At 40.5% G+C, this 18,307-nt stretch carries 13 protein-coding genes; 12 read left to right on the top strand and 1 reads right to left on the bottom strand.

All coding sequences use genetic code 11. The features are described from left to right. Nucleotides 1-61 precede the first annotated feature (61 nt). From O3599_RS05215 to O3599_RS05265, 11 genes are all read left to right on the top strand, one after another. Nucleotides 62-1,963: an ABC-F family ATP-binding cassette domain-containing protein gene (locus O3599_RS05215; RefSeq protein WP_247939489.1), complete on the top strand. Its 1,902-nt coding sequence runs from the start codon at nucleotides 62-64 to the stop codon at nucleotides 1,961-1,963. Between the two features lie 2 nt (nucleotides 1,964-1,965). Then, nucleotides 1,966-2,829, top strand: a complete 864-nt coding sequence (locus O3599_RS05220; protein ID WP_247939488.1) for a MutR family transcriptional regulator — start codon at nucleotides 1,966-1,968, stop codon at nucleotides 2,827-2,829. Between the two features lie 76 nt (nucleotides 2,830-2,905). Then, the gene (locus O3599_RS05225) at nucleotides 2,906-4,084 is read left to right on the top strand and encodes an MFS transporter (RefSeq protein WP_143952048.1); all 1,179 of its coding nucleotides are present in this window, start codon (nucleotides 2,906-2,908) and stop codon (nucleotides 4,082-4,084) included. A 91-nt stretch (nucleotides 4,085-4,175) separates the two neighbouring features. Continuing rightward, nucleotides 4,176-6,134: an NAD-dependent DNA ligase LigA gene (ligA, locus tag O3599_RS05230; RefSeq protein WP_247939487.1), complete on the top strand. Its 1,959-nt coding sequence runs from the start codon at nucleotides 4,176-4,178 to the stop codon at nucleotides 6,132-6,134. A 116-nt stretch (nucleotides 6,135-6,250) separates the two neighbouring features. Continuing rightward, a complete protein-coding gene (gene pulA, locus O3599_RS05235) occupies nucleotides 6,251-8,530 on the top strand; it encodes a type I pullulanase (RefSeq protein WP_247939486.1) in 2,280 nt (759 codons plus the stop codon). A gap of 312 nt (nucleotides 8,531-8,842) precedes the next feature. After that, complete coding sequence (gene glgB, locus O3599_RS05240; RefSeq protein WP_000358392.1) at nucleotides 8,843-10,771, top strand: 1,4-alpha-glucan branching protein GlgB; 1,929 nt, start codon at nucleotides 8,843-8,845, stop codon at nucleotides 10,769-10,771. Further along, nucleotides 10,761-11,903, top strand: a complete 1,143-nt coding sequence (locus O3599_RS05245; protein WP_000787251.1) for a glucose-1-phosphate adenylyltransferase — start codon at nucleotides 10,761-10,763, stop codon at nucleotides 11,901-11,903. Before glgB ends, O3599_RS05245 begins: the two co-directional genes overlap by 11 nt. Continuing rightward, the gene (glgD, locus tag O3599_RS05250) at nucleotides 11,893-13,032 is read left to right on the top strand and encodes a glucose-1-phosphate adenylyltransferase subunit GlgD (RefSeq protein WP_101776712.1); all 1,140 of its coding nucleotides are present in this window, start codon (nucleotides 11,893-11,895) and stop codon (nucleotides 13,030-13,032) included. The genes O3599_RS05245 and glgD overlap by 11 nt, the downstream gene beginning before the upstream one ends. Next, nucleotides 13,029-14,462, top strand: a complete 1,434-nt coding sequence (glgA, locus tag O3599_RS05255; protein WP_261017864.1) for a glycogen synthase GlgA — start codon at nucleotides 13,029-13,031, stop codon at nucleotides 14,460-14,462. Before glgD ends, glgA begins: the two co-directional genes overlap by 4 nt. Nucleotides 14,463-14,520: 58 nt before the next feature. After that, nucleotides 14,521-15,177 (top strand): phosphoserine phosphatase SerB, encoded by a 657-nt coding sequence (serB, locus tag O3599_RS05260; protein ID WP_261017863.1) that lies wholly within the window; start codon nucleotides 14,521-14,523, stop codon nucleotides 15,175-15,177. Further along, nucleotides 15,174-16,289: a glycerate kinase gene (locus tag O3599_RS05265; RefSeq protein WP_371512205.1), complete on the top strand. Its 1,116-nt coding sequence runs from the start codon at nucleotides 15,174-15,176 to the stop codon at nucleotides 16,287-16,289. Before serB ends, O3599_RS05265 begins: the two co-directional genes overlap by 4 nt. Here the strand turns inward: O3599_RS05265 and O3599_RS05270 are convergent. Beyond that, nucleotides 16,286-16,732 carry a YueI family protein gene (locus O3599_RS05270; RefSeq protein WP_033681759.1) on the bottom strand — a complete coding sequence of 149 codons (447 nt, stop codon included), beginning with the start codon at nucleotides 16,730-16,732 and terminating at the stop codon, nucleotides 16,286-16,288. The genes O3599_RS05265 and O3599_RS05270 overlap by 4 nt on opposite strands. Nucleotides 16,733-16,895: 163 nt before the next feature. On the opposite strand from O3599_RS05270, the gene eno reads away from it, so the two are divergent. After that, nucleotides 16,896-18,200: a surface-displayed alpha-enolase gene (gene eno / locus O3599_RS05275; RefSeq protein WP_371512207.1), complete on the top strand. Its 1,305-nt coding sequence runs from the start codon at nucleotides 16,896-16,898 to the stop codon at nucleotides 18,198-18,200. Nucleotides 18,201-18,307 lie beyond the last annotated feature (107 nt).

Below are 18,307 nucleotides of genomic sequence, written 5' to 3' on the forward strand. Positions count from 1 at the left end.
GGTGTCATATGCTGGTTTATCAAGTCTTGAATGCCTTAGGGAAACATGCTATACTACTCTTATGATTATTTTACAAGCTAATAAAATTGAACGTTCTTTTGCAGGAGAGGTTCTTTTTGATAATATAAACCTACAAGTTGATGAACGTGATCGGATAGCCCTTGTTGGGAAAAATGGAGCAGGTAAGTCTACTCTTTTGAAGATTTTAGTTGGAGAAGAGGAGCCAACTAGTGGAGAAATCAATAAGAAAAAAGATATTTCTCTGTCTTACCTAGCCCAAGATAGCCGTTTTGAGTCTGAAAATACCATCTACGATGAGATGCTTCATGTCTTTGATGACTTACGTCGGACAGAGAAACAACTTCGTCAGATGGAGTTGGAGATGGGAGAAAAGTCTGGTGCTGATTTGGATAAACTGATGTCAGATTACGACCGCTTATCTGAGAATTTTCGCCAAGCAGGGGGCTTTACCTATGAAGCTGATATACGAGCGATTTTAAATGGATTTAAGTTTGATGAATCTATGTGGCAGATGAAAATTGCCGAGCTTTCGGGTGGTCAAAATACTCGTCTGGCACTGGCTAAAATGCTCCTTGAAAAGCCCAATCTCTTGGTCTTGGACGAGCCAACCAACCACTTGGATATCGAAACTATTGCTTGGCTAGAGAATTACTTGGTAAACTATAGCGGTGCCCTCATTATCGTCAGCCACGACCGTTATTTCTTGGACAAGGTTGCGACAATTACGCTGGATTTGACCAAGCATTCCTTGGATCGCTATGTGGGCAACTACTCTCGTTTTGTCGAGTTGAAGGAGCAAAAACTAGCTACTGAGGCAAAAAACTATGAAAAGCAGCAGAAGGAGATTGCTGCTCTGGAAGACTTTGTCAATCGCAATCTAGTCCGAGCTTCAACGACCAAACGTGCCCAATCTCGCCGTAAACAATTGGAAAAAATGGAGCGTTTGGACAAGCCTGAAGCTGGCAAGAAATCTGCCAACATGACCTTCCAGTCTGAGAAAACGTCGGGGAATGTTGTCCTGAATGTTGAAAATGCGGCTGTTGGCTATGATGGGGAAATATTGTCAGAGCCTATCAACTTAGACCTTCGTAAGATGAATGCTGTCGCTATCGTTGGTCCCAATGGTATTGGCAAGTCAACCTTTATCAAGTCTATAGTGGATCAAATTCCTTTTATCAAGGGAGAGAAGCGCTTTGGCGCTAATGTGGAGGTGGGTTACTATGACCAAACTCAAAGTAAGCTGACAGCAAGTAATACTGTGCTGGATGAACTCTGGAATGATTTTACACTGACACCTGAAGTTGAAATTCGTAACCGCCTCGGTGCCTTCCTTTTCTCAGGGGATGATGTTAAAAAATCAGTCGGCATGCTGTCTGGTGGGGAGAAAGCACGTTTACTTCTTGCTAAACTGTCTATGGAAAACAACAACTTCCTGATCCTTGACGAGCCGACCAACCACTTGGATATTGATAGCAAGGAAGTGCTAGAAAATGCCTTGATTGACTTTGATGGAACCCTTCTATTCGTCAGCCACGACCGTTATTTTATCAATCGTGTGGCAACTCATGTTCTAGAATTGTCTGAGAATGGCTCGACTCTCTACCTTGGAGACTACGACTACTATGTTGAGAAGAAAGCAGAAGTAGAAATGACTCAGGCTGAGGAAGCTTCAACTAACAATCAAGTAAAAGAATCAAGTCCAGTTAATGACTACCAGGCCCAGAAAGAAAGTCAAAAAGAAGTTCGCAAACTCATGCGACAAATTGAAAGTCTAGAAGCTGAAATCGAAGAGTTAGAAAGTCAAAGCCAAGACATTTCTGAACAAATGCTGGAAACCAACGATGCAGATAAACTCATGGAATTGCAGGCTGAACTGGACAAAATCAGCCACCGTCAGGAAGAAGCCATGCTTGAGTGGGAAGAATTATCAGAGCAGGTGTAAAGATGGAACATCTTGGAAAAGTATTTCGTGAATTTCGTACAAGTGGAAATTATTCTTTAAAGGAGGCGGCAGGGGAGTCCTGTTCAACCTCTCAGTTATCTCGCTTTGAGCTTGGGGAGTCTGACCTAGCAGTCTCGCGTTTCTTTGAGATTTTGGATAACATTCATGTAACAATCGAAAATTTCATGGACAAGGCTAGGGATTTCCATAATCATGAACATGTTGCCATGATGGGACAAATTGTGCCCCTTTACTATTCAAATAATATTGCAGGTTTTCAAAGGCTTCAAGAAGAACAACTTGAAAAGGCTAAGAGTTCGACGACTCCCCTTTATTTTGAGCTGAACTGGATTTTGCTACAAGGTCTGATTTGTCAAAGAGATTCGAGTTATGATATGAAGCAAGATGATTTGGATAAAGTAGCAGATTATCTCTTCAAAACGGAAGAATGGACCATGTATGAATTGATTCTTTTCGGGAACCTCTATAGTTTCTACGATGTGAACTATGTCACTCGGATTGGTAGAGAAGTCATGGAGAGGGAAGAATTTTACCAAGAGATTGGTCGCCATAAGAGATTGGTGTTGATTTTGGCCCTCAATTGTTACCAGCATTGTTTAGAGCATCTTTCTTTTGACAATGCAAGCTATTTTGAGACTTATACAGAGAAGATTATCGGTAAAAACATTAGTCTTTATGAACGAAATATTTTACATTACCTAAAAGGTTTTGCCTTATATCAAAAAGGACAGTGTAAAGAAGGTTGTAAGCAAATGCAAGAGGCCATGTATATTTTTGACGTGTTAGGTCTCCCAGAGCAAGTAGCCTACTATCAGGAACACTACGAAAAATTTGTCAAAGATTAATTTTCCTGAATATGGGAAAAATGAGAAACTCCTCCAAATTTTGATACAATAGTTTCAAAATTTGAGAGGAGTTTTTATGAATCGATACGCAGTACAGTTGATTAGTCGAGGAGCTATAAACAAGATAGGAAATATGCTCTATGATTATGGAAACAGTGTTTGGTTGGCATCAATGGGAACGATAGGACAGACAGTTCTAGGGATTTATCAGATTTCTGAACTCGTCACATCCATTCTAGTCAATCCCTTTGGTGGAGTTATATCAGACCGATTTTCTCGTCGTAAGATTTTAATGGTGACAGACCTTGTTTGTGGGATTCTTTGTCTGGCTATTTCTTTTATAAGGAATGACAGCTGGATGATTGGAGCTTTGATTTTTGCCAATATTGTTCAGGCTATTGCTTTTGCCTTTTCTCGTACAGCTAATAAAGCCATTATAACTGAGGTTGTTGAGAAAGATGAGATTGTGATCTATAACTCTCGCTTAGAGCTGGTTTTGCAGGTTGTAGGTGTTAGCTCTCCTGTTCTTTCCTTCCTTGTTTTACAATTTGCAAGTCTCCACATGACGCTACTGCTAGACTCGCTGACTTTTTTCATTGCTTTTATTCTAGTGGCTTTCCTTCCAAAAGAGGAAGCAAAAGTTCAAGAGAAAAAGGCTTTTACTGGGAGAGATATTTTTGTAGATATCAAGGATGGGTTACACTATATCTGGCATCAGCAAGAAATTTTCTTCCTTTTGCTAGTAGCTTCCAGCGTTAATTTCTTTTTTGCCGCTTTTGAATTTCTCCTCCCCTTTTCGAATCAGCTTTACGGGTCAGAAGGAGCGTATGCAAGTATTTTAACTATGGGGGCTATTGGTTCCATCATTGGGGCTCTTCTAGCTAGTAAAATTAAAGCTAATGTTTATAATCTTTTGATTTTACTAGCTTTGACAGATGTCGGAGTTTTTATAATGGGATTACCACTTCCAAATTTGCTTTCCTTTTCTGGAAATTTAGTTTGTGAATTGTTTATGACGATTTTTAATATTCACTTTTTTACTCGAGTACAAACCAAGGTTGAGAGCGAATTTCTTGGGAGAGTACTAAGTACAATTTTTACCTTAGCTATTCTATTTATGCCTATTGCAAAAGGATTTATGACAGTCCTGCCAAGTGTACATCTCTCTTCTTTCCTGATAATTGGAAGTGGTGTTATCATCTTGTCTTGTATATCGTTTATTTATGTTCGAACTCATTTTGAAAAAGAGACATAAGTTTGCTTGGACTTCAAAATAATTCCAATCTAAGTGTTTTTTCCGCCCTTCTCGTTTGTGAGAAGGGTTTAATTTATGGTAAAATGGTTTTATGAATAAAAGAATGAATGAGTTAGTCGCCTTGCTCAATCGCTATGCGACTGAGTACTATACCAGCGACAATCCGTCGGTTTCAGACAGTGAGTATGACCGTCTTTACCGTGAGTTGGTCGAATTAGAAGCTGCCTACCCAGATCAAGTGTTAGCAGACAGTCCGACCCATCGTGTTGGTGGCAAGGTTTTAGATGGTTTTGAAAAATACAGTCATCAGTATCCTCTTTATAGTTTGCAGGATGCTTTTTCACGTGAGGAGCTTGAAGCTTTTGATGCGCGTGTTCGTAAGGAAGTGGCCCATCCAACCTATATTTGTGAGCTGAAAATCGATGGCTTGTCTATCTCGCTGACTTATGAAAAGGGGATTTTGCTTGCTGGTGCAACACGTGGAGACGGTTCTGTTGGGGAGAATATCACGGAAAACCTCAAGCGTGTTAAGGACATTCCTTTGACCTTACCAGAAGAACTTGATATTACAGTTCGTGGGGAATGTTATATGCCACGCTCTTCTTTTGACCAGGTCAACCAAGCACGACAAGAAAATGGAGAGCCTGAATTTGCCAATCCTCGGAATGCGGCAGCAGGCACCCTGCGACAGTTGGATACAGCAGTAGTTGCCAAGCGCAATCTTGCTACCTTCCTCTATCAAGAAGCCAGCCCTTCAACTCGTGATAGCCAAGAAAAGGTTTTGAAGCACCTTGAACAACTTGGTTTTGTGGTCAATCCTAAGCGAATCTTGGCTGAAAATATAGGTGAAATCTGGGATTTTATCCAAGAAGTAGGACAGGAACGAGACAGTCTTCCCTATGATATCGATGGTGTGGTGATCAAGGTTAATGACTTAGCAAGCCAAGAAGAACTTGGTTTTACCGTCAAGGCTCCAAAGTGGGCAGTGGCTTACAAGTTTCCTGCTGAAGAAAAAGAAGCTCAACTCTTGTCAGTTGATTGGACAGTTGGTCGTACCGGTGTTGTGACTCCAACTGCTAATCTGACCCCTGTTCAGCTAGCTGGAACAACTGTTAGCCGTGCAACCCTACACAATGTGGATTATATTGCTGAAAAAGATATTCGTAAAGACGATACGGTCATTGTATATAAGGCTGGTGACATCATCCCTGCCGTTTTACGTGTGGTAGAGTCCAAACGGGTTTCTGAAGAAAAACTAGATATCCCTACAAACTGTCCAAGTTGTAACTCCGGCTTGTTGCACTTTGAAGATGAAGTGGCCCTGCGTTGTATCAATCCGCGTTGCCCTGCCCAAATCATGGAAGGCTTGATTCACTTTGCTTCTCGTGATGCTATGAATATTACAGGCTTTGGTCCATCTATTGTTGAGAAGCTCTTTGCTGCTAATTTAGTCAAGGATGTGTCAGATATTTATCGTTTGAAAGAAGAAGATTTCCTCCTTTTAGAGGGGGTTAAGGAAAAGTCCGCTGGTAAACTTTATCAGGCCATCCAAGATTCAAAGGAAAATTCTGCTGAAAAGCTCTTGTTTGGACTAGGGATTCGCCATGTCGGAAGCAAGGCCAGTCAGCTGTTACTTCAACATTTTCACTCGATTGAAAATCTGGCCCAGGCAGATCCAGAGGAAGTGGCTAGTATTGAGAGTCTGGGTGGTGTGATTGCCAAGAGTCTTCAGACTTACTTTGCTACAGATGGATTTGAAATTCTCCTCAGAGAATTGAGAGAAGCTGGGGTCAATTTGACCTATAAAGGTCAGACTGTAGCAGCAGACGCAGCCTTGTCAGGTTTGACCGTTGTATTGACTGGAAAATTGGAACGGCTCAAGCGCTCAGAAGCTAAAAGCAAACTAGAAAATCTGGGTGCCAAGGTAACAGGCAGTGTTTCTAAAAAGACCGACCTCGTCGTTGCAGGAGCAGATGCTGGAAGCAAACTGCAAAAAGCACAAGAACTTGGTATCGAAGTTCGAGATGAAGCTTGGCTAGAAAGTTTGTAATGATCGTTTAAAAACAGAGTTTAGATAATATGACTATGTTTATTAATTGAGACGAGATTGACAAAAAATTATTAGTGAAATAGAAAGAAAATAGAAGTAAAAAGGAAAAATAAACAATGTATAACTACCCTATGCGCATTCATTACCATCGCAAGAATGGAGAATATGACACTTGCTCTTTTGTAAAAAGTCAGGACCAGCGAATTGATTTGCTGACCTACAAAGAAGATTATTTTGGTGCCTTATTTAGTTTTGAACACCCAAGTGCTTATGCCCTAGAAAGCTTGAATTTTGTGGTTCATACAGGTCAAACCAGTAAAGAATATGCTATCCGTTTTAATCACTATCCTCTTTTAACAGAGGTTTGGATTTTGGAAGGGGATGACAGAATTTATTATTCTGAAAATCCTGCTATTGCTAGTCCTTTCTATAAAAATCAAAATCCTTTTGCCTTTGATAAGGCTATTAACAGTGCCAGTTTTGACCATCATTGGGGTTACCAAGGAGAATTGGGGTGCCGGGTAGAGGATAATCAAGCTCATTTTGCTCTCTGGGCTCCGACAGCGACAGAAGTGCAGGTTGTCGTTTATGAATCTGCCGCTAACGATGCTCCTGTTTGGAAGACCTTTGAGATGGAGAGAGGCAATAGCTACTCCTATAATCATAAGAACAATACAATCGGTGTCTGGAGTTTGGATGTTGAGGAAGATTTGACTGGTAAGGCTTATCAGTATCAAGTTCAATTCCCTCATCACCAAACAGTGACACGCGATCCTTATACCATCGCGACCAGTCCTGATGGCAAACGTTCAGCAATTCTTGGTCATGATGAGAAGCAAGTTGAACATTTTGAGGTCAAGCACGGTTCTGATGCTACTTGGCGCTTGGCAAATCCATGTAAGGCAGTTATTTGTGAAATGCATATTCGTGATTTGACCAAATCACCGACCTCAGGTGTGGATGAACATCTTCGAGGAACTTTCTTGGGTGCTGCTCAGACTGGAACAGTTAACCAGTATGGTCAGTCAACTGCTTTTGATTACATCAAGAAGCTGGGATATAATTATGTTCAATTGCAACCAATTGCAGACCGTCACAAAGAATATGATGCGGGTGGGAATGTAACCTACAACTGGGGTTATGACCCACAAAACTATAATGCACCAGAAACGAGCCTTTCTACTAATCCAGATGATCCAGCTCAGGTCATTCGTGATTTGAAGGCCATGGTTCAAGCCTATCACGATGCGGGTATTGGTGTTATTATGGATGTGGTCTATAATCATACCTTCTCAGTAGTTGATGCACCTTTCCAAACAACTGTCCCTGATTACTACTATCGTATGAATCCAGATGGTACCTTCCAGAATGGAACGGGTGTTGGAAATGAAACAGCTAGTGAACACGAAATGTTCCGCAAGTATATGATTGATTCTCTTCTATACTGGGTGCAGGAATACAATATTGACGGCTTCCGTTTTGATTTGATGGGGATTCATGATGTTAAGACCATGCAGATGATTCGTCAGAGCTTGGATGAAATTGACCCTAACATTATCCTTTATGGAGAAGGTTGGGATATGGGAACAGGTCTTGCGCCTTATGATAAGGCCAAGAAAGACAATGCCTACCAGATGCCAAATATTGGTTTCTTTAATGACAATCAGCGTGATGCTGTAAAAGGTGGAGAAGTTTACGGTGCAATTAAATCAGGTTTTGTCAGCGGTGCTGCGACAGAGCCAATTCTTGCCAAAGCAATCCTAGGCAGTCGTGAATTAGGAACCTATATACATCCAAATCAAGTGCTTAACTATGTGGAAGCCCATGACAATTACAATCTTCACGATTTATTGGCAACTCTTCATCCAGACCAAAGTTCAGAACAAATCATGCGCAAGGTTGAGACAGCCACAGCTATGAACCTACTCATGCAAGGGATGGCCTTTATGGAAATCGGTCAAGAATTTGGTCGTACCAAACTGGTTGCGACTGGTGAAAATGGTGAGTTGACACATGATGATAGAGAGCGTGCTATGAATAGCTATAATGCTCCTGACAGCGTGAATCAAGTCAACTGGGATTTGATTAATGAGCGTCAAGACAGTATTGACTTTATCCGTCATATGATTCGATTGAAGACAGAAACCAGTGCCTTTTCTTACCCAACTTATGATGATATTTACCATCATGTCTTTGTTCATTCAGCCCACGAACATAGTGGTTGGATTGTCTATGAGATTCATGGGGAAGAACATTTACTGGTTGTCTTTAATGCTAAAGGGCAAGACTTCCAGTTTGAAAATGCAGGAAATCTAGAACTATTGGTGACCAATAGCCATTTAAGTGATAAAGACATGGTTGGTGGCGTCAGTGCCAGCGTCTTTAAAGTTTTGTAGAATAGATTTACAATTTACATTCATTTGTTGTGCTTTATCTGTTAATAAAATCAGGAAATTCATTTCCTGGTTTCTTTTTTACTTAAAATTATTTTTTTGTTAGTAAAATAACGAACTTTATGATAGTATTGTAAAAAAACATTTCGTTTTCAAAGCGTTTCTGAAAATTCCTTGATTTACAAGTGAATACATCAGTGAATTTGTTGAAGACTTTCAAAAGAATTTTTAGCAAATTCCGTAATTTACTTGAATCTTCCCTAAAAAGGTAGTATAATAAATCTATAGAAAGCGCTTACAGAAACAGGAGGGTGTATGGATAAGAAAAAAGCTTTAGAAACCTTTATAACAGGTAAAAATTTTCACCTCCAGCACTATCTGGGAGCTCATAGGGAAGAAAAAAATGGTGTGTATGGCTACACTTTTCGTGTATGGGCACCCAATGCTCAGGCTGTTCACTTGGTAGGGGATTTCACCAATTGGGTTGAACATCAAATTCCGATGGAACGGAATGAATTTGGAGTATGGGAAGTCTTTACCAGTCTTGCTCAAGAAGGTCAAATTTATAAGTATCATATCACACGTGCAAATGGTCATCAGCTGATGAAGATTGACCCTTTTGCTGTACGGTATGAGGCACGACCTGGGACTGGTGCTATTTTAACAGATATTCCAGAAAAAAAATGGAAGGATGGTCTCTGGCTAGCCCGTAGAAAACGCTTGAGCTTTGAAGAGCGTCCTGTTAATATTTACGAGACTCATGCTGGTTCTTGGAAGAGAAATCCTGATGGCAGCCCCTATAGTTTTTCTCAATTGAAAGATGAACTCATTCCTTACTTGGTTGAGATGAATTATACCCACATTGAGTTTATGCCTCTGATGTCTCACCCACTAGGTTTGAGTTGGGGCTATCAGCTTATGGGTTACTTTGCTCTAGAGCATGCCTATGGTCGTCCTGAAGAGTTTCAAGATTTTGTTGAGGAATGTCACTTAAACAATATAGGCGTTATTGTAGACTGGGTACCTGGTCACTTTACTATCAATGATGATGCCTTGGCCTATTATGATGGAACACCGACTTTTGAATACCAAGACCATAATAAGGCTCATAACTACGGTTGGGGAGCACTTAATTTTGATCTTGGAAAGAATGAAGTCCAGTCTTTCTTGATCTCTAGTATTAAGTTCTGGATTGATTTTTATCATTTAGATGGTATTCGCGTGGATGCGGTTAGCAACATGCTCTATCTTGACTACGATGATGCTCCATGGACTCCTAATAAAGATGGTGGCAATCTCAACTATGAGGGTTATTATTTCCTTCAACGCTTGAATGATGTGATTAAACTAGTTCATCCAGACGTTATGATGATAGCTGAGGAAAGTTCATCTGCTACTCAGATTACTGACACTAGGGATTCAGATGGTCTAGGATTTGACTATAAATGGAATATGGGTTGGATGAATGACATTCTCCGTTTCTATGAAGAAGATCCGATTTATCGTAAATATGACTTTAACCTGGTGACTTTCAGCTTTATGTATGTCTTCAAGGAGAATTATCTCCTACCATTCTCGCACGATGAAGTGGTTCATGGCAAGAAGAGTATGATGCACAAGATGTGGGGAGATCGCTACAATCAATTCGCAGGCTTGCGCAATCTCTACACTTACCAAATTTGTCACCCAGGTAAAAAATTGCTCTTCATGGGTAGTGAATATGGGCAATTCCTAGAATGGAAATCTGAAGAACAGTTGGAATGGTCAAACCTAGAAGATCCAATGAATGCTAAGATGAAGTATTTCACTTCTCAGCTAAACCAGTTTTACAAAGACCACCGCTGTCTGTGGGAAATTGATACTAGTTATGATGGCATTGAAATCATCGATGCGGATAATAGAGACCAGAGTGTTCTTTCCTTCATCCGTAAGGGGAAGAAGGATGATATGCTAGTCTGCGTCTTTAATATGGCACCTGTTGAACGAAAAGATTTTACCATTGGTCTGCCTGTTGCAGGGATTTACGAAGAAGTCTGGAATACTGAGTTAGAAGAGTGGGGAGGCGTTTGGAAAGAACATAATCAAACTGTTCAAACGCAAGAAGGACTATGGAAAGATTATGAGCAGACCTTAACCTTTACCCTACCGGCTATGGGAGCAAGTGTTTGGAAAATCAAACGTCGCTTGAAATCTGCAAAAACCGTCACAAATAAAAGCCAAAAAGGAGTAGAAAATGAAGAATGAAATGTTAGCTTTGATTCTTGCTGGTGGGCAAGGAACTCGTCTCGGTAAACTCACTCAAAGCATCGCAAAACCAGCTGTGCAATTTGGTGGGCGCTACCGTATCATTGACTTTGCTCTTTCAAACTGTGCCAACTCAGGGATTCACAATGTTGGAGTCATTACACAGTACCAGCCACTTGCTCTCAATAACCATATTGGGAATGGTTCAAGCTGGGGACTAGACGGTATCAATTCTGGTGTCTCTATTCTTCAACCTTATTCTGCAAGTGAAGGAAATCGTTGGTTCGAAGGGACTAGTCACGCTATTTACCAAAATATCGATTATATCGACAGTGTCAATCCTGAGTATGTCCTAATTCTCTCTGGGGACCACATCTATAAAATGGACTATGATGATATGCTCCAGTCACACAAGGATAATAATGCTAGTTTGACAGTCGCAGTTCTTGATGTTCCTCTTAAGGAAGCTAGCCGTTTTGGTATCATGAATACAGATGCAAACAATCGTATTGTTGAATTTGAAGAAAAACCAGCTCAACCTAAATCTACCAAAGCTTCTATGGGAATTTACATTTTTGATTGGCAACGTCTGCGCAATATGCTCGTTGCTGCTGAAAAGAGCAATGTCGATATGTCAGACTTCGGTAAAAATGTCATTCCAAATTACCTTGAGTCAGGTGAAAGTGTTTATGCCTACGAATTTAATGGTTACTGGAAAGACGTTGGTACGATTGAGTCGCTTTGGGAAGCGAACATGGAGTACATTTCTCCAGAGAATGCCTTGGACAGCCGTAACCGTCAATGGAAGATTTACTCAAGAAACTTAATTTCACCACCAAACTTCCTTGGGGCAAATGCTCATGTGGAAGATTCCTTGGTTGTCGATGGCTGTTTTGTAGATGGAACTGTTAAACATTCTATCCTTTCAACAGGTGCGCAAGTTCGCGAAGGGGCAGAAGTAGTAGATTCAGTTATCATGAGTGGTGCAATTGTTGGTCAGGGAGCTAAAATCAAACGTGCCATTATTGGTGAAGGCGCAGTTATTTCTGATGGTGTCGAAATTGATGGAACAGAAGAAGTACAAGTTGTAGGATATGATGAAGTAGTGGGGGTAGCAACAGATGAAGATTGATAAATATTCTGCCATTTTAGGAAACACAGTTGGTTTTCATGATATGTCAACATTGACCGACCACCGTCCAGTAGCTAGTTTGCCATTTGGTGGGAAATATCGCTTGATTGACTTCCCGCTTTCAAGTCTTGCTAATGCAGGTGTCCGTAGTATCTTTGGTATTTTCCAACAAGATAATATCAGTTCTGTCTTTGACCATATCCGTTCAGGACGTGAGTGGGGCTTATCAACTCTTCTCAGTCACTATTATCTAGGTATTTACAATACCCGTGTAGAAAGTAGCACAGTTGGAAAAGAATACTACCAACAGCTTCTTACTTATTTGAAACGTTCTGGCTCAAACCAAACGGTTGCCCTCAACTGCGATGTCTTGATTAACATTGATTTGAACCAAGTTTTCCATCTACATAGTACAACAAAGGGACCTATCACTGTAGTTTATAAAAAGCTAGCTAAGAAAGACATTTCAGAAGTAAACGCAATCTTGGAAGTGGATGAAACAGACCATGTTCGTTCTCATAAACTCTTTGATAGCAAGTTACCAGATCAAATCTATAACATGTCTACAGATATCTTTGTCGTTGATACACCTTGGTTGATTGAACGCTTAGAAGAAGAAGCTAAGAAAGAACATCCAGAGAAGTTGCGCTATGTTTTACGGGATTTGGCTGCAAAAGAAGGGGCTTTTGCCTACGAGTACACAGGTTATCTGGCAAATATTCACTCTGTAGAGTCTTATTATCAAGCTAACAAAGATATGCTTGAATCACAAAAATTCTACTCTCTCTTCTCACCAAATCAAAAGATTTATACAAAGGTCAAAAACGAAGAGCCAACTTACTATGCCAATACATCTAAGGTAAGTACTTCTCAGTTTGCTTCTGGTAGTATCATTGAAGGTCAAGTGGCTAATTCTGTTCTATCACGTAATATTCATGTCCATAAGGATAGCTTGGTTAAAGATAGTCTACTCTTCCCTCGCGTTGTTATTGGAGAAGGTGCTCAGGTCGAATATGCTATCTTGGACAAGGGTGTGGAAGTTGAGCCAGGTGTTGTGATTCGAGGAACTGCAGAACATCCAGTTGTCGTTAAGAAAGGTAGCAAAGTAACAGAGGATATTCATTCATGAAAATTTTATTTGTAGCAGCAGAGGGTGCACCCTTTTCAAAAACAGGTGGTTTGGGAGACGTCATTGGCGCTCTTCCTAAATCACTGGTAAAAGCTGGGCATGAAGTTGCAGTGATTTTACCCTACTATGACATGGTAGAGGCTAAATTTGGAAATCAGATTGAAGATGTTCTTCATTTTGAGGTGAGTGTCGGTTGGCGCAGACAGTATTGTGGAATTAAGAAAACAGTCTTAAACGGTGTGACTTTCTACTTTATTGACAACCAATATTATTTCTTCCGCGGTCATGTTTACGGTGATTTTGATGACGGAGAACGCTTTGCCTTTTTCCAACTTGCTGCCATTGAGGCCATGGAAAGGATTGACTTTATTCCTGACCTTCTCCATGTCCATGACTACCATACAGCTATGATTCCTTTCTTGTTAAAGGAAAAATACCGTTGGATTCAAGCCTATCAAGGAATAAAAACTGTTTTAACCATTCATAATTTGGAATTCCAAGGACAATTCTCAGAAGGAATGTTATGGGATTTGTTTGGAGTTGGCTTTGAGCGTTATGCTGATGGCACCCTTCGGTGGAACAACTGTCTGAACTGGATGAAGGCAGGTATTCTTTATGCTGACCGTGTTTCAACCGTTTCACCTAGTTATGCTCATGAAATTATGACCAGTCAGTTTGGATGTAACTTGGATCAGATTCTTCGAATGGAGTCTGGTAAAGTTTCTGGTATCGTGAATGGGATTGATGATGATCTGTATAATCCTCAGACGGATGCCCTATTAGATTATCATTTTAATCAGGACGATTTGTCTGGAAAAGCACAGAATAAGGCAAAATTACAAGAGAGAGTTGGCTTGCCAGTTAGAGCTGACGTTCCTCTGGTGGGAATTGTTTCTCGTTTGACACGTCAAAAAGGTTTTGATGTAGTGGTCGAAAGTCTGCACCAGATCTTGCAAGAAGATGTTCAGATTGTTCTTTTGGGAACTGGCGACCCAGCCTTTGAAGGAGCCTTCTCATGGTTTGCTCAAATCTATCCAGACAAGCTATCAGCAAATATCACTTTTGATGTCAAACTAGCTCAAGAAATCTATGCTGCCTGTGACCTCTTCCTCATGCCGAGTCGTTTTGAACCGTGTGGCTTGTCTCAAATGATGGCTATGCGTTACGGAACCTTGCCATTGGTCCATGAAGTTGGTGGCTTGCGAGATACCGTTCGCGCTTTCAATCCAATAGAAGGAAGCGGTACTGGCTTTAGCTTTGACAATCTATCTCCTTACTGGTTGAATTGGACTTTCCAAACAGCATTGGACTTGTATAGAAACCATCCTGACGTTTGGAGAAATCTACAAAAACAAGCTATGGAGTGTGATTTCTCATGGGATACAGCCTGCAGGTCATACCTTGACTTGTACCATAGTTTAGTTAATTAATAGATAAAATCGTATGATGATTTCATACGATTTTTGGGCTATTTAGAGAGGAGGAGTGATGTCTCAAGTAAAAGGATTGTGTGTTATGGATGTTGATGGAACCTTAATCCTAGAAGAAGTGATTGATTTGTTGGGAAGAGAGGCAGGTCGTGAGGAAGAAATTTCGCAGATTACAAGTCGGGCAATGAGAGGAGAGTTGAACTTTGAAAGTAGTTTAAGAAAAAGAGTTTCCTTCTTGGAAGGTCTTCCTATTTCGGTTTTTGATAAAGTCTTCAACACTATTCATCTAACGCCAAATGCCCAGAAATTTATCTCTATTCTCCAAAAGAACGACATCCTAGTTGGTCTGGTGTCCGGTGGATTTACACCAATAGTTGATCGATTAGCAAAATCACTTGGCATTGCCCATTTCTCTGCCAACCAACTGGAAGTCAAAGATGGTCTTTTAACTGGAAAATTGATTGGACAAATTATAAGTCCTGAGGTCAAAAAAGAGACTCTGGAAAAATGGAGAGATAAACTAAAACTTCCTAAAGAAAGAACGATTGCAATCGGTGATGGGGCTAATGACTTATTAATGTTGAAGTCAGCAGGACTAGGAATCGCCTTTTGTGCCAAAGAAGTGCTCAAAAAAGAAATACCGAATTATGTTGATAAGAGAGATTTTTTAGAAGTTCTTCCTTTGATTGACTGGTTAGAATGGGGTAAAATATGAAGATTGTAATTGCACCAGATTCATTTAAGGAAAGCTTGACCGCTGAAGAGGTGGCTGAAGCTATTAAAAGAGGCTTCCAACAATCAATAGCAGATGTAGAATGTCTTCTCTGCCCTATTGGTGATGGGGGAGAAGGTACCGTTGATGCTATTAGACATTCTATTGACTTTGAAGAAAAATGGATCCAAGTTACAGGACCTTTTGGACCAAAAGAAGCCATGCGCTATTTTCAAAAAGGGGAACTGGCACTATTTGAAGTAGATGACTTGGTTGGTCTTGGAAAGATTCCGATAGAGAAACGAAATCCACTGCAAATCCAAACTCGTGGTATCGGAGAGTTGATTCGCCATCTCATTGCTAAAGGGATTAAAGATATCTATATCGGTGTTGGTGGCACGGCCAGTAATGATGGAGGACTGGGGATTGCTGCTGGTTTAGGTTATCAATTTTATGATAAGAATGGAAATGTCTTGCCCTCTTGTGGTCAATCCTTATTGAACTTAGCTTCTGTTTCAATAGAAAATCGCTATGAAATTCCTGAAGATGTGCAAATTCGTATTTTAGCAGATGTCGTGAGTCCCTTATGTGGTCCTCAAGGTGCGACCTATATTTTTGGCAAACAAAAAGGCCTAGATCCTACTATGTTTGAGGCCGTAGATCAGGCAATCCAAGATTTTTATGAAAAAGTTTCACCTGCAACATTAGAAATTAAAGGAACAGGAGCTGGTGGGGGCATTGCTGCCGGTTTGTGTGCCTTTGCTCAGGCAAGAATCGTATCTGGAATAGATACCTGCTTGGATCTAATCAACTTTGATAAGAAAGTTGCAGATGCTGTCTTGGTAGTTGTAGGAGAAGGAAGGCTAGATCGTCAAAGTTTAGCAGGTAAAGCGCCGATAGGCGTAGCAAAAAGAACCCCTGTCGGAGTTCCTGTCATTGCTATTTGTGGTAGTATTGCTGAGGATTTACCTTCCCTACCATTTGAGAATATCCAAGCGGCTTTTTCAATTTTGGAGAAAAGTGAACCTCTAGAAGATAGTTTGAAAAATGCCAGTCTCTATTTGGAGCATACGGCTGCCAATATAGGGAATTTATTAAATATGCGCAAGATTTAGCCAAACCATTTCTTCCATAAGGATGTTTTGGCTGGTTCTTCCTTTTTAACTTCCCAAAGTTTTGGAAAAGCAAGTCGAAGATCCTTTTCTTCTACTTGTACTGGTGCATTGCTATGGATAATCAGGCCAAAAGGAGAAGAAGTATGCTCTTCAGATACAATGGTAGCTTGACTATCAGTTTCTTTTGCTTCTTTTAAGTAGAAAACTTGTTTGTCAAATTCGATAGTTGGTGAAATCTTCACAAATAGTGGCTCGGCTTTTTCCTGAAGGTTTTCTAAAATGGATAAAAAGCCTTTTTCTAACTGAGGACTATTTGCTGTGTCAATATCTGCATATCCAAGAACTCTTTCCTCAAAAGTGCCAAGATAGCGTCTTTGCTCATCCGGATTAATTTTTGGCCCACCGTGAGCTTTTTCAAGTAATTGTTTTGATAAATCTGTCATGAAAACAGTATATCATAAAAGTTAGAATAAAACAGACAAAAGAAAGCGATTACTTTATAAAGTTAAGGAAAATTTGCACAAAGATAACGTTTTTTCTTGAAAAAGGAGGGGTTTTAAGGTATTATAGAGGTGTAAAAAATTTAACTCATAAGGAGAGTAAAAAATGTCAATTATTACTGATGTTTACGCTCGCGAAGTCCTAGACTCACGCGGTAACCCAACACTTGAAGTAGAAGTTTACACTGAATCAGGTGCTTTCGGACGTGGTATGGTTCCATCAGGAGCTTCTACTGGTGAACACGAAGCAGTTGAACTTCGCGACGGTGACAAATCTCGTTACGGTGGTCTTGGTACACAAAAAGCTGTTGACAACGTAAACAACATCATTGCTGAAGCTATCATTGGCTACGATGTACGTGATCAACAAGCTATCGACCGTGCTATGATCGCTCTTGACGGTACTCCTAACAAAGGTAAATTGGGTGCAAACGCAATCCTTGGTGTGTCTATCGCTGTAGCTCGTGCTGCTGCTGACTACCTTGAAATCCCACTTTACAGCTACCTTGGTGGATTCAACACTAAAGTTCTTCCAACTCCAATGATGAACATCATCAACGGTGGTTCTCACTCTGACGCTCCAATCGCTTTCCAAGAGTTCATGATCTTGCCAGTTGGTGCGCCAACATTTAAAGAAGCTCTTCGTTACGGTGCTGAAATCTTCCACGCTCTTAAGAAAATCCTTAAATCACGTGGTTTGGAAACTGCCGTAGGTGACGAAGGTGGATTCGCTCCTCGTTTCGAAGGAACTGAAGACGGTGTTGAAACTATCCTTGCTGCGATCGAAGTTGCTGGATATGTTCCAGGTAAAGACGTATTTATCGGATTTGACTGTGCTTCATCAGAATTCTACGATAAAGAACGTAAAGTTTACGACTATACTAAATTTGAAGGTGAAGGCGCTGCTGTTCGTACATCTGCAGAACAAATCGACTACCTTGAAGAATTGGTTAACAAATACCCAATCATCACTATCGAAGATGGTATGGATGAAAACGACTGGGATGGTTGGAAAGCTCTTACTGAACGTCTTGGTAAGAAAGTACAACTTGTTGGTGACGACTTCTTCGTAACAAACACTGACTACCTTGAACGTGGTATTCAAGAAGGTGCTGCTAACTCAATCCTTATCAAAGTTAACCAAATCGGTACTCTTACTGAAACTTTTGAAGCTATCGAAATGGCTAAAGAAGCTGGTTACACTGCCGTTGTATCACACCGTTCAGGTGAAACTGAAGATTCAACAATCGCTGACATCGCAGTTGCAACTAACGCAGGACAAATCAAGACTGGTTCACTTTCACGTACAGACCGTATCGCTAAATACAACCAATTGCTTCGCATCGAAGACCAACTTGGTGAAGTAGCAGAATACCGTGGATTGAAATCATTCTACAACTTGAAAAAATAAAATAGTTCAGTGAACTATTTTATCCCGAACCTTGAAATTCAAAAGTTCGGCCGTTGATTTAACAACGTTTCTAGCCCCTCGGATTTTATCCGAAGGGCTATTTTTGT

This window comes from Streptococcus sp. 27098_8_103, assembly GCF_041432345.1.
Taxonomy (GTDB): domain Bacteria; phylum Bacillota; class Bacilli; order Lactobacillales; family Streptococcaceae; genus Streptococcus; species Streptococcus mitis_BV.

What these genes read in the sequence shown, in the direction of transcription:
- eno (WP_371512207.1), top strand. Translation starts at nt 16,896, where the DNA reads ATGTCAATTATTACTGATGTTTACGCTCGCGAAGTCCTAGACTCACGC.
- O3599_RS05225 (WP_143952048.1), top strand. Translation starts at nt 2,906, where the DNA reads ATGAATCGATACGCAGTACAGTTGATTAGTCGAGGAGCTATAAACAAG.
- glgA (WP_261017864.1), top strand. Translation starts at nt 13,029, where the DNA reads ATGAAAATTTTATTTGTAGCAGCAGAGGGTGCACCCTTTTCAAAAACA.
- O3599_RS05220 (WP_247939488.1), top strand. Translation starts at nt 1,966, where the DNA reads ATGGAACATCTTGGAAAAGTATTTCGTGAATTTCGTACAAGTGGAAAT.
- glgB (WP_000358392.1), top strand. Translation starts at nt 8,843, where the DNA reads ATGGATAAGAAAAAAGCTTTAGAAACCTTTATAACAGGTAAAAATTTT.
- pulA (WP_247939486.1), top strand. Translation starts at nt 6,251, where the DNA reads ATGTATAACTACCCTATGCGCATTCATTACCATCGCAAGAATGGAGAA.
- O3599_RS05215 (WP_247939489.1), top strand. Translation starts at nt 62, where the DNA reads ATGATTATTTTACAAGCTAATAAAATTGAACGTTCTTTTGCAGGAGAG.
- serB (WP_261017863.1), top strand. Translation starts at nt 14,521, where the DNA reads ATGTCTCAAGTAAAAGGATTGTGTGTTATGGATGTTGATGGAACCTTA.
- glgD (WP_101776712.1), top strand. Translation starts at nt 11,893, where the DNA reads ATGAAGATTGATAAATATTCTGCCATTTTAGGAAACACAGTTGGTTTT.
- ligA (WP_247939487.1), top strand. Translation starts at nt 4,176, where the DNA reads ATGAATAAAAGAATGAATGAGTTAGTCGCCTTGCTCAATCGCTATGCG.
- O3599_RS05270 (WP_033681759.1), bottom strand. Translation starts at nt 16,732, where the DNA reads ATGACAGATTTATCAAAACAATTACTTGAAAAAGCTCACGGTGGGCCA.
- O3599_RS05265 (WP_371512205.1), top strand. Translation starts at nt 15,174, where the DNA reads ATGAAGATTGTAATTGCACCAGATTCATTTAAGGAAAGCTTGACCGCT.
- O3599_RS05245 (WP_000787251.1), top strand. Translation starts at nt 10,761, where the DNA reads ATGAAGAATGAAATGTTAGCTTTGATTCTTGCTGGTGGGCAAGGAACT.